Origin of the sequence: Streptomyces sp. NPDC057474, assembly GCF_042802555.1 — a bacterium.
In the GTDB taxonomy this organism is placed as follows: Bacteria; Actinomycetota; Actinomycetes; order Streptomycetales; family Streptomycetaceae; genus Streptomyces.
The window spans coordinates 1-11,922 of the sequence record NZ_JBHVDX010000053.1 but is presented as its reverse complement, the minus strand read 5'-3'; the positions used below and the strand labels follow the sequence as shown (position 1 = coordinate 11,922).

Sequence of the window (11,922 nt, the reverse complement as noted above, 5' to 3'; positions counted from 1 at the left end):
CATGACCGCCGCACAGTGCCCCGCCGTCACCGTCGAAGTCTTCGGGGACTCGGCGGTGACGGTGACCGTCCCCCACCCCGACCCGGTGATCCGCCGGACCGCGATCACCTCCTTCCGCGAGCGATTCCTGGCGGACCGACCGCCCGGCGTGCTCGACGTCGTCTCCGGCCTGGAGTCGCTGCTCGTCGAGTACGACCCGCTGGCGACCACACCTGAGCACGTCGAGTACGCGATACGGCTGCTGGCGGGGCGAATGCCGGCCGGGCGGCGGCCCGCACGCACGCGTACGGCTCGCCGGTTCGCCATTCCGGTCGTGTTCGACGAGGAGACGGGGCCCGATCTGCTCTCCGTCGCCGAGGAGGTGGGCCTCGCGCCCGCCGAAGTGATCGACGCGATCGCGGGGTCCACGTTCACGATCTCCCTGCTCGGCGCGGCGATGGCTCCGATGATGGACGGGCTCCAGGTGCCCCGGCCGGTACGGAGACGGGCCGAGCCGCGCACCGACGTGGCACCTGGAGCGGTCATGATCGCGGGCACCAACGCGATCATCCAGCCGTTCCCGGGCCCGACCGGCTGGCGGGTGATCGGGCGCACTCCGCACACCATCGTCGACATCTCCCGCCCGGACCCGGTGTCGTTCGCCACGGGTGACGTCGTGCGGTTCGTCCCGGTCACCCGGGACGAGGCGGCGCTGGACGCAGGTTTCCTGATGCCGGTGGAGGTGACCGTATGACAACCGTGGGCCTCGACATCACCTGCACAGGGTGGGTCACGACGTTCCAGGACCTCGGCAGGCGCGACACCGAACGCCGGGGTGTCCCCACCGGCGGCGCCGCCGACCAGCACTCGGCGGCCGTGGCGAACATCCTCGTGGGCAACCCACGGGGTGCCACGTTGATCGAGAACCTCGGAGGTGAGCTGGCGTTCGTGCCGGACGCCGACGTCCTGGTCGCCGTGACCGGTGCCCCCGCCCACGTCACCGTCGGCGGCGCGCCCGTCGACAGCTGGTCGCCGGTGATGGTGCCTGCGGGCCAGGAGATCCGCCTGCGCGGCGACATGGGCCTCGGTGCCCGGAACTACCTGGCCGTGGGCGGTGCGCTCGCGGCCAGGACCCTGCTGGGCAGCGCCGCCCCGGACGCCCGGATGGGATTCACACAGACCCTCGGGGCGCGAGTCCTGCTGGAGTCCGAGTTCCGGGGATTCGGGCGCAGCCACTTCTCTCCCCCGCTCTTCCGGCTCCCCGTCCCCGTCCTGCGGTGCACGGAGGGGCCCTGGGTCGTCGACGTCGTCGAGAGCTACGGCGCCCGCTCGATCCCAGGGGTGCGTGAGCTCATCGCGGAGTCGTCGTACATCGTCACCACCCGCTCGAACCATGTCGGCCAGCGGCTCGACGGGCCGGTGCTGCACCCGGACACGGACGCCGAGATCGTGTCGCACGGCGTGCCGATCGGGGCCCTCCAGATCCCGCACGCGGACGAGTTGATCGTCCTGGGCCGGTATCGGAGCCTGACGGCGGGATACCCGATCGTCGGCGTCACCTCGCGGGCGTCGCTCCCGCTTCTGGGGCAGGCCGGACCGGGCCGGGAGCTGCGGTTCCGCTGGGTCGACCAGGAGACCTCGGTGCGCCGGTGCGCGGAACGGGAGCGCGAGGTCGCGGCACTGGAGCGGGCGACGGCCGAGGCGTTCGGCGCACTCGGCTTCACGGGAAACCTGATCCACCTCTGAGACACACTTGATCCATCACTACACGAGAAACTATTCTCATTTGATATAGGCATCGCAAATGGAGGAAACGGTGACGACGACCGCGCTCATCACAGGTGCCGGCAGCGGAATGGGCCTGGAGACCGCACGCCTGCTCGCCCGGGACGGCATCGCCGTAGTCCTCGTCGGCCGACGCCAGGAGGCCCTCGACAAGGCCGAGGCGGCGATCCGCGCCGAGGGCGGGACAGCCCTCGCCCTGGCGGCGGACATCACCCGCGCCGACGACGTGACCCGGATCGTCGACCGGGTGCACGCCGAACTCGGCCCGATCGACATCCTCGTCAACAACGCGGGAAGCTCCTCGTCGGTACTCAACCCGCAGTGGCTGCCCCACGAGGAGTGGCGCGAAGTCCTCGACGTGAACCTCACGGCGGTCTTCCAGCTCACCCAGGCCGTGCTGCCCGACCTCCTCGGCCGCGGCGGCGGCACGATCGTCACGGTCTCCTCGCTCGCCGCCGTCAACCCCAACCTGCTAGGCGGGGCCGCCTACGGAGCGGCCAAGGCGGGGGTCCGCAACTTCATGACCTTCCTGCACAACACCTTCCGCAACCAGGGCCTGCGCGCCATCACCGTGCTGCCCGGAGAGGCGGACACCCCGATCCTCGACAACCGCGCCCGGCCCCCGGCGGCGGAGGAACGCGCCCACATGCTGCAGCCGCAGGACGTTGCGGAGGCCATCCGCCTCGCGGTCACGCTGCCCCAGCGGGTCGTCCTCCAGGAGATCGTCGTCGCCCCGACCCGGCAGCGCGACACCTCGACGGATATCGAGATCAGCCGATGGGCGGGCGCTCCCGCCGACGCCGTACCCCAGGACTGAACAGCACCCGATCCCAGGAGGAGCGCATGTCGCCCACCGTCACCACCGCCCCCTCGCCCTCGTGGGCCCCCGCCGCGGCCGTCGCCCGCATCGCCGCCGCCTCCCGCCGGACACAGCAGCCGCAGTCCGGAGGCGACCTCGTCTCCCTCGCCATGGGGGAACCCAACTTCGACACGCCCGTACAGGTCACCGAAGCCGCGAACGCGTCGCTGCGCACCGGACGCACCCACTACTCGCCCCTGCTGGGCGAACAGTCCTTGCGCGAAGCGCTCGCCGAGAAGCTCGCCGGCATCGCCGCAGCACCGGTCTCCGCCGCCGACATCCTGATCACCCAGGGCGGCACCGCCGGTCTCGCCGCGTCGATCCTCAGCATCGTCGACCCGGGCGACAAGGTGGTCATCCCCGACCCCACGTACTCCCTCTACGCTGACCTGGTGAGCATGGCCGGTGGAGTCGTCGTGCCCGTCCCGCTCGCCCTCGACCTGCACTGGGACCTCGACCGGCTGGCCGAAGCCCTCGACGGGGCGAAGCTCTTCGTGTTCTGCAACCCGAGCAATCCGACCGGAATCGTGCACAGCCGGGCCGAGTTGGAAGCGCTGGCCGAACTGCTCGACGGCACGCCCACCCTCGTCATCTCCGACGAGGCGTACGCCGACCTGGACTTCACCGGCCGCCCGTTCACGTCGGCGCTCTCACTCGACGGCCTGCGCGACCGTACGGTCTACTGCCAGACCTTCTCCAAGAGTTACGCGATGACCGGCTGGCGCGTGGGCTACCTCTGGGGCCCCACACCACTGATCCAGGCCGCCGCACGCATCCACAACACCTTCAATGGCTCGGTGAACACCTTCATCCAGGACGCCGCGCTCGTCGCCGTACAGACCTGTGGCCCGGACATCGCGAGGATGCGGGCTCAGTACGAGGCGCGCCGCGAGATCATGCGGGCGGGACTCGCCAAGATCCCGGGCCTCACCCTGAGTTCTCCCGAAGGCGCGTTCTACCAGTTCCCGCGCTACGACCTCGATCTGCCGTCGGCCGAGGTCGTAGCGGCGCTGCGCACGACGTACGGCGTCGCCGTGCGGCCGGGCAGTGAGTTCGGCGCCCAGGGCGAGGGGCACCTGCGGTTGTCGTACGCTGCCGACGCGGAGTCCATCACCGAGGGCGTCCGCCGTCTGGCTCACGGCCTCGCGGCCCTTCTGTGAACGCCGGCATGACACACACGGGGAGTCGACCGATGCGCAGTGACACCCAGCGCAACCGCAGGCAGCTCATCAAGGCCGCAGCGCGGCTGTTCGAGAACTCGCCGACCCCGGTCAGCCTGGCCGAGATCGCCAAGTACGCCGAGGTGTCCACCGCCACCGCCTACCGGCACTTCTCCTCCGTCGAGGAAATCCTGCACGCCTTCCGTGCCCAAGTCGGCACCGAACTACGCGACTTCAGTGCGGCACAGACCACCCGCGGCATGCAGCGGCTGGAGACGGTGTCCCGCTACTGGGTGTCGCTCGTCCTCGAACACGGCGGAGCGATGGCTCAGATGCGCTCGCACCGGGGCTACCTGGAGCGGCTGCGCGAGGGAACCGGCTATCTCGCTCCCCAGGCCGAGGCACTCACCGAGCCCCTGCGGCAGACCACCGAGGACCTCGGACTCGGCGACCTAGGAGACGAAGCCCTGTACCTATGGAACGCTCTGTTCGACCCCCGCGACATCCTCGACCTCATCAAGAGCGGCCGCACCGAGGACGAGGCTGCCTCCCGCCTGGTGGCCGCACTGCGCGGCGCCCTCATCGGCTGGTCCACGGCACCGGACCGGAGGGATGAGTGAGACCGACGCTGCAGTTCAGTACTCCTTGGCAGCAGGTCAAGGACGGCAACTCGGGTGTCATGGCCGGACACGCGACGACGGCGCCGCAGCAGCCGGACAATAAGCTTGGAGCAGCCCGCACTTCCGCCAGACCACCTGGCGGCTGAGCATGAAGCGCGGCCTGCGACTCATGCTCAGCCGTTTCGGCGCCACATCGCCCCTGACCGTTCATGAAACGCCCTCTTAAAGCCGGACTGATCGTGATCCTCCGGCTTGCCGAGGGTGGAGTGGAGCACTTGCCGTTCCTGTGTCGTCGAGACATGAGCGTTTGGCAACCGCTGGGCGTTCAGCAGGCGTCGTAGGACTTCTCGACCGGGATGTCGCGTGCATCCAGATCGGTGTGAGCGTGAGCACCAGCACGGTATCCCGGCGCGACTCCTATGACGGTAAACGCTTTTCCCTGGTCGGCGCCTTCTGGCAGGGTGTGGCGCGTGACAGGCGAGGGCGATGCCAGCAGGGACGACGAGGCGTGGGCGATGGAATTCATCGACCGGCTGAACCGAGGCACACAGGAGGCGCATGAGCGTCGCGACGCGCTCGCGGTAGCGGTCGACGAAATAGCGCACGGATTCACGCAGTTGGGCCTCAAGCCTTGGAAAATGAGGCGAAAGAGCCCGGCGCGAGAGGACATGAAGGCCCCGGACGTCCTGCTCGGTGACCGCGCCGAACCAGCCGCAACGATTCTCAGGTATGAATCAGCGGTCAACATCCTTAGCGCCGCCGATCAGCTTCGGGGTTTCGCCGTCCTGCTTCGCGCAGAGGCATCGCTGATGGGCGCGGTCTCGGTCGCGCGCGGCATCTTCGAGGCGTGCCTGTGGGCCACAGCGGTAATCGACCCGACCATCACCACTGACGAGCGTTTGCAACGCGCCCTGACGCGTCGCCTCGCACGACTCTCGGCAGGCATCCGTCTCAAGAACATGCTCGACGACGGCGTCACTGACGCCGACCAGTTCATCGAAAACGACGGCGACGTCGATGACCAGCACGGGACCAACCGCGATCCTGCGAAGGACATCGACGACATCTTGATTTACGCCAAGGACCGGGGCTGGCCCGTGAAGAAGAGCCGCCGCGCCCCCGAGATCACAACCCTTTCGATTGACTGGCTCAGCGAGAACCTTGAGCGCCGAATCGGCATCGAGGGGTACGCCTGGACGAGCGGGTCGTCGATGGCGCACGGCGAGCATGCCGCCGACACGGCGTCGTGGGTTGAGCTGTCCCAAGACCTCGGCACGGCTCCGGCGTGGTTGATCCGATTGTGGTCGACCGGCGCTTGGGCGGGACCGCGTCTCTTCCTTGCAACGCTCGCCAACTACACAGGGAGGGTGAGCCTAGGCCGCGAGTATCAGCGATTCGAGGAGTTGTTCTGGAACGGCAGCGGCAAGAGCTAAGGGCCCGTAAGGAATCAACACGTTGCTTCCCGGTCCGCCTGTCGTTGGTGGTATGTCCACACCGAACGAGATTCGTGACTAACTGGCCCTGAAACTCGGGGTGTTGTTACCTCATCTGAATGAGCTTCTTCGAGTTGGCCACCGATCAGGTAACGGCCGCGAAGCGCAACGAGCGAGGCCCCCGGGCTGTTGATCGAGATGTCTGACGTCTCAATCACTTTGCTCGGGGGCCTCATTGGTCATCAATCCTGCCGCACTCGACCTGCCACATGCGCTCGTGGAGTGGGTGACGATGCTCGTAGTCACCCGTGAGGGCGACCGCCGCTGCAAGCTCCGCCCCTCTCAGCGTGCGATGGTGGCACTGGTGTACCTGCGCGAGCACACCACCCTGGCGGAGATCGCCGCCGGGTTCGGGATCAGCGAGTCCACCGCTCACGCCTACACCAGCGCCGTCATCGACCTGCTGGCCGACCGTGCCCCGGGTCTGCTGAAGGTCCTGCGCGAGGCCGATGCGGCCTTCGTCCTGCTGGACGGCACGCTCGCCGAATGCGACCGGGTCGGCGACGGACGAGCCGACTACTCCCACAAGCGCCACCGGCACGGCGTGAACGTGCAGGTAGTCACCGATCCGGACGGCCAGCTGCTGTGGCTCTCACCCGCGTTGCCGGGCCGAACTCACGACCTGACCGCGGCCCGCACCCACCGGATCATCCGCATCTGCGAGCGCCAGGGCGTCCCCATCCTGGCCGATCTCGCCACCAGGGCGGTGGCCCCTGGGTGACCACGGGCATCAAACGCAGGCCCCTGCAGGAACTCAGCCTCACATCGATGGTGTTAGTGACAGTAACGTGACACGTGATGGGTCACCGAAAACCCTACCTGCATGAACAGCAGCGATGTAGACCACGTGGACGCCTGAAGACGGCTTCTACGACATGTGCCATGTGGTGCCCACCCCAGGCGGGCAGCCATCCACATCTGTCACCCCAGCCGACTACCGCTCCGGACACGAACTCGATGGAACAACCAAGATCCGGACCATACGCGGGCCAGACGAGCCGCAAGTGTCGCCCGTTACATAATCGCCGCAGCTCACGGGCTCGCGCGCGCCGTGCCACCAGCAGACGAAGAATCTGCTGGTGAGCTACTCGCCGAAGAAGGTGGGCTTCTTCTAGACACATGCGAAAAGGCGCCTGACCTGGGTTTTCACCCGTCAGGCGCCGTTCGCTCAGCCCGCTCTCGACCGAGCCCGGCTTGCGCTCTAACTCCCCATTCCTCCCACGACTGCACCCCTCCTGACCAGTGCTTCCGGACCAGTCACGGACCAAACCGCCGGTTCAGCCCTCGGGTACGTCACCTTGGCTGACGCGCTGCCACTCGTTCATGGACTGCTCGATGAGGCGGTTCGCCTGCTCTCGAAGGCCGTCGAGGAACTTGGCGTAGTGGCGGAAGAGAACCTCGGTGCTCTGGCCGGCGCGGCGGGCCATTGGGCCGAGTCCACTCCGGAGTAGAGCCAGAACGAGATCCCGGCGTGCCGGAGATCGTGAGGTCGCTCGGCCAGGTGAGAGGTGCGCTCAGTTCGAGCCAGGGGGTGCTCCCGTGCCCGCGCCCACGTGATGCCGTATGCGGCAGCGTCCATGTAGTTGCCAGCCTGGTTCTGGAAGAATCGGCCGTCAGGTGCCATGTCGAACCGTTTCGCATGGGCACGCAGCATGCGTACGAATTGCGGCGGGACGTGACGCCCCCGCCAGAGAGGTTGACCATCCCCCATCCAGTCTTCGGCATTTGCCTTGTTCGATCCGAGGATGGATGACCTCAGCTGGCCGCCTGGCCGCGAAGTACATGCAGCCGAAGAACGCTTCAAGATGAGGACCCCGCCCCCGATGGTGAGCAACGGCATCGAGCAGCCGAAGCACCTGGGCCGGATCGGGAACGGCGGCCGGTTCGGTCCGACCTCCTCAGTGACTGCTGGCGCTCGTCACCGGAGGCCATTGAGGGGGTTCTCGGCGAAGCACCCCTTTCTAGCGCAGTGTTGAGAGCTTCGTTGCACGCAGCTCTCTTAGGTCGGGCTGTCTTGACCGCAGCCGCCTTGCCGTCCAGTTTACGTGTGTTCACCCAGCTCACCGGCGTACTGCGCAGGCTGTTAGGGCAGCAGGAGGGCAAGCGTGCGTAGTCGTCCGCGTGCGTGATCGACGCGCAGAACGTGAAGACCTCCATTAGCGTCCCGGCCGCCGGCCGAGGCACCGACGCGGCAAAGAAGAACGTGGGCCGCAGCGCAGCATCGCCACCGACACCCTCGGGCTACTGCTCGCGGTCCGTCACCGCAGCGAGCGTGCAGGACTCCGTGGTCGGCACCCATCTGATCGAGCAGGTCGCCGCCGCCCACCCCACCATCCGCAAAGTCTGGGTCGACGGCGGCTACCGCCAACACCTCGTCGAGCACGCCGCCGCGCTCGGCATCGACATGGAAACCATGCAACGCACCCCCGGAACCAGGGGATTTTCCCCGCCGCCCAAGCGCTGGACCGTGGAGCGAACCTACGGGAAGCTGATGTTCCACCGCCGCCTGGCTCGCGACTACGAAACCCTCCCCGCACGCTCGGACGCCGTGATCCAGCTGGCCATGACCGACCTGATGGCCCGCCGGCTCACCGGCGAAGCCACCATCTCCTGGCGCGACCCGACACCCCGGGATCAAACACCAACTACGGGATGAAACATCGGTAGAGAGCGACCTCTTACTCGATGTCCTCCTTGAGGATCACGCGCGCGAGGCGAAGCTGGGCGTCAGCCAAGGTGACGGTGTGGGCGAGCAGTGGGATGGGGACGCCGACGACGTTGCGCAGCGAAGTCCACAGCAGGTTGCGTTGCCCCTCGGTCAGTTCGGTCTGGGCCGTGGCCTCGCCCTTCGGGGGGTGCAGGGCCCTGCCCAGAGCCGCGAGTGAGGAGAGCACATCGGCACCTTCCGTCAGGTCCTCTCCCGGCGGGAGTTCGCCTATGGCGGCGAGCACGGCACGGGCCACGGGTGCGTCGGGGTGCGCCCCCGCCCTGCCGTCGGTCTGGCCGAGCAGACCGTTCCCGAAGGCGCGGGCCGCGGCGAGCTGCGTGTCGGTCATCTCGGCGGGGAACTGAAGGATCCTGAGGCGCGCGTCGGCCTGGAGCCGCTCGTGCGAGGCCCACGTCCTCACCAGTGGCTCCACATGGAGGGAGCTGGTGGCGCGCAACCCCAGATGGTGCGCGAGCATAACCGCACCCTGGGCATACAGCGCGCTGCCGCGGCCGTGCCACTCCATCAGCAGGAGGGCGGCCAGGGCCTCCGTCAGTTCCAGATCCGAGTCCGCCCCGGGTGTGTCCGGATCGGGACAGAGGTGGTACGCGGCCTCACCGTGGCCCGTCAGCCAGCGCCGCAGTTCCTGCCGGGCCTCGGGGGGAAGCGGCATGTCGGGTGTCCGAGGCAGACGGATCGCGGTGGACACGAGCGGCGTGTCGGCGTATCGCGTGGCAAGGGACATCTGTTCATCTGCCACGGTGGTCGCGGAAGCCTGGGCAAGTCGTTTCGGGAGGTCCACCCTGAGGGGGCGGCGACCGACCCGTACGACGTGGACCGCGCAGCGGTCCGGTCCGGTGTCCAGCCGCTCCACCTCACAGTAGAGCGATTCCCTCGCCTGCCCGCGGTCGCTCCCTCTGTCGTCCTTCTTCCTGTCGTGCTTGTCGCCGTACGCTTCGGGGCGCAGCTGCACGAGGACGCCCGTGGGCAGTGCGCGCGCCACCATCGCCCGCGGTTCCCGTGCCGTGGGCTCGCGGTAGCCGGCGACCTCGACCCGGATCCGGGAGCCCGGCCGCAGGCCGAGCCGGGTGCGCTCCACCTCCCGTACGTCCACCACCGACACGGTGTTGTCCGGCATGCGCCGGACCCGGAGGGACCGAGCGTCGCCCGCGAGGGCGGTGCGCAGCTCCCCGGCCGTGGGATCCGGCAGCCACGACGCTCGCTCGGCGGGCAGCCAGTACCAGCCGTGGTCCTGCTCGTCCTCCACGAGCAGACCGTGCGGAGGCCCGTCCTGCGGGGCCAGCACCCCCCGAGGTGTCATGAGCGGCTCGTCCCGGAGGGCGGGTGTGCCCGGCACCGACAGACCGACGCGGAGCACCGAGCCGGGGCCGGGCTCCTGGCCGCTGCCGGTGGGCGCCGGTGTGCGGCACCACAGTCGTCGGCCTCGCGGGTCCTCCCCCTTCTGACGCCGTGCCGGATCGCTCAGGAAAGCGGCGGCCTCGGTGGCCAGATCGTCCGGCAGTCCGGGGATCGCCTCGCTCAGGGAGAGCCGATGCAGCGCTCCCCCGCAGCGCACCAAGAGATCACCGTCGACCTCGGCCAGCCCGACGCAGAGCATGATCGCCCTCTCGTGCAGTGTCCCGTCCGGCTGGAGCCGTCGCGACACGGTGACGGACTCCTCCGCCCAGTGCTCTACGGTCACCGGGAGACAGCCGAGCGGGTCCAGCACCGTGGCCGGCCGCCGGGCGAGCAGGCCGCGCAGCCAGTCGCCGCCGGGCCACCCCTCGGGGGCTTCGCTCAACTCGACACGGCGGTGTTCCAGTCCGAGGAGAGTCGGAACACCGTCCGGGCCGAGGCCGAGCAGGGCGCAGTCACCGGCGGCCGGCCCGGTTTCGGGGGCGGCGGACAGGGCGTTGGTGGAGCAGTTCAGGACAGCCGCCGTGGCCGAGTGCAGCACGCCGCCCGGAGCGAAGCAGGATTCGGCGTCGGCCAGCGGGTACCGGCAACGGAAATGACCCGCGCCCAGTTCGACTCCGTTCCGTCCCCTCACGGGACGGACGGGCAGCCACACCCGGGAGCGCGAGGTGGCCGACCATGCGGCGCGCGGGCCCGGACGCCAGTCCAGCAGCCGGAGCCCCTGGGGCGCGGCGAAAGCACCTTGGACCACCTCAAGGCGTACCTGGTCGCCGGGGCCGAACCGGTCCCAGGCAAGGTCGGCCAAGGGGTGCCCGTACGGTCCCGTGACCAGTTGGCCGCTGACCTCCACGACGCGGCCGGGACCGAGTTCGAGCCAGAGACCGTAGGCGGTGCCCGAGACGTGCCGGGCCGGCCCGGCCACGGTGTACCAGGCAAGGCCGGTCGGTCGCGGTACCTCGGTCAGTGCGCTCGGGGGCAGGGCGAAGCTCCTCAACAGCCGTTCGGTCCGGTAACGCAGCGTCCAGTTGCCGTCGACGTCGACGTCGAAGAACGACGGAGCCTGCCACCGGGCGCGGCGCGTGGCAGCGGTCTCCAGGTCGTCGTAGCGCCCTCCCTCCCTCCACCGCGCGGCAATATCCTCCGCGGTGCCGTCGGCGAAGCTGAGTCGGGACCAGGGGATCGGCCCCTCCTTCGGTGTGCCGCTCGCGCCGAGCGGCACGGGCCGCATGATTGGTGTCGCGCCCCGGGTGTCGACCTTCGCGGCCCGCACCCCGGTGGGCCGCGCTGCCCGTGCCTTCCCCGTCTCGGCACGGGGCGGTACCAGGCGGGCGATCTGGGGAAGTCCGTTCTGTCGCAGACGGCTCGTGAGGTGATCGGGGACACTGACGGACAGTGTGGGCAGCCCGCCGGCACGGAAGGAGTCCCCAGCGTCGTTCCGTCGGCCGCCGGTCTTCCCGATGAGCGCGGCACGTCCGCTCTCGCCGCCAGGCAGGTAGTCGCGATCCGTTCTCTGTGCCAGGCCGACGTGCAGCCCCCTTCCGCCGCGCGTGGAGAGCCGGACCACAGCCCCCGTTCCCGCCCTGGCCGCGTGCTTACGGGATTCCTCGGGCAGCTTGAAAACGACTCCGGGGACGACCTCGACCTTGCTTCCCTGGGGGTCCGCGACCACGGCGAGCAGTGATCCTCCGGCGTGCCGCACCGCGCTGACCAGTGACCCCGCCTCCCTGGCCGGGACGGAGGTGAGCCGGCCCAGCCAGGTGCCGGGCGTCTCACCCTGCCGTACCTCGACGAGGAAGACGGCTCCCTCGTACCCGAGCACCGGGTCGGTCCCGTCGTCCGCGCCGACGGAGCGCGTCTCGTCGTAGATCCGGCCGAGCAGGTTCGGCCGCACGGAGAAGTCCCG

General features: G+C 69.1%; 8 protein-coding genes and 2 pseudogenes. 8 read left to right on the top strand and 2 right to left on the bottom strand.

The genetic code is table 11. The features are described from left to right. Position 1 precedes the first annotated feature (1 nt). The 7 genes and pseudogenes from ACFU53_RS17580 to ACFU53_RS17550 form a co-directional block, all read left to right on the top strand. Positions 2-733 carry an allophanate hydrolase subunit 1 gene (locus ACFU53_RS17580; protein ID WP_383992497.1) on the top strand — a complete coding sequence of 244 codons (732 nt, stop codon included), beginning with the start codon at positions 2-4 and terminating at the stop codon, positions 731-733. Continuing rightward, the gene (locus ACFU53_RS17575; protein WP_383992494.1) at positions 730-1,725 is read left to right on the top strand and encodes a biotin-dependent carboxyltransferase family protein; all 996 of its coding nucleotides are present in this window, start codon (positions 730-732) and stop codon (positions 1,723-1,725) included. Before ACFU53_RS17580 ends, ACFU53_RS17575 begins: the two co-directional genes overlap by 4 nt. 70 nt (positions 1,726-1,795) lie before the next feature. Next, complete coding sequence (locus tag ACFU53_RS17570) at positions 1,796-2,581, top strand: SDR family oxidoreductase (protein ID WP_383992491.1); 786 nt, start codon at positions 1,796-1,798, stop codon at positions 2,579-2,581. A 26-nt stretch (positions 2,582-2,607) separates the two neighbouring features. After that, the gene (locus ACFU53_RS17565; protein ID WP_383992488.1) at positions 2,608-3,783 is read left to right on the top strand and encodes a pyridoxal phosphate-dependent aminotransferase; all 1,176 of its coding nucleotides are present in this window, start codon (positions 2,608-2,610) and stop codon (positions 3,781-3,783) included. 32 nt (positions 3,784-3,815) lie between these two features. Next, the gene (locus ACFU53_RS17560; protein ID WP_383992485.1) at positions 3,816-4,403 is read left to right on the top strand and encodes a TetR/AcrR family transcriptional regulator; all 588 of its coding nucleotides are present in this window, start codon (positions 3,816-3,818) and stop codon (positions 4,401-4,403) included. A 470-nt stretch (positions 4,404-4,873) separates the two neighbouring features. Continuing rightward, positions 4,874-5,836, top strand: coding sequence for a hypothetical protein (locus ACFU53_RS17555; protein ID WP_383992482.1), 963 nt, complete (start codon positions 4,874-4,876; stop codon positions 5,834-5,836). Positions 5,837-6,071: 235 nt separating this feature from the next. After that, a pseudogene (locus ACFU53_RS17550) lies at positions 6,072-6,673 on the top strand (transposase family protein); the annotation flags it as partial. 500 nt (positions 6,674-7,173) lie between these two features. Here ACFU53_RS17550 and ACFU53_RS17545 read toward each other — a convergent pair. Next, a complete protein-coding gene (locus ACFU53_RS17545; RefSeq protein ID WP_383992480.1) occupies positions 7,174-7,323 on the bottom strand; it encodes an integrase in 150 nt (49 codons plus the stop codon). Positions 7,324-7,943: 620 nt separating this feature from the next. Here ACFU53_RS17545 and ACFU53_RS17540 point away from each other — a divergent pair. Continuing rightward, a pseudogene (locus ACFU53_RS17540) lies at positions 7,944-8,552 on the top strand (transposase); the annotation flags it as partial. 22 nt (positions 8,553-8,574) lie between these two features. Here the strand turns inward: ACFU53_RS17540 and ACFU53_RS17535 are convergent. After that, on the bottom strand, positions 8,575-11,922 hold a 3,348-nt coding region (locus tag ACFU53_RS17535; RefSeq protein ID WP_383992477.1), incomplete at its 5' end, for a hypothetical protein.

Coding starts and splice junctions, on each gene's coding strand:
- ACFU53_RS17580 (WP_383992497.1), top strand. CDS start 2: ATGACCGCCGCACAGTGCCCCGCCGTCACCGTCGAAGTCTTCGGGGAC.
- ACFU53_RS17575 (WP_383992494.1), top strand. CDS start 730: ATGACAACCGTGGGCCTCGACATCACCTGCACAGGGTGGGTCACGACG.
- ACFU53_RS17565 (WP_383992488.1), top strand. CDS start 2,608: ATGTCGCCCACCGTCACCACCGCCCCCTCGCCCTCGTGGGCCCCCGCC.
- ACFU53_RS17560 (WP_383992485.1), top strand. CDS start 3,816: ATGCGCAGTGACACCCAGCGCAACCGCAGGCAGCTCATCAAGGCCGCA.
- ACFU53_RS17545 (WP_383992480.1), bottom strand. CDS start 7,323: ATGGCCCGCCGCGCCGGCCAGAGCACCGAGGTTCTCTTCCGCCACTAC.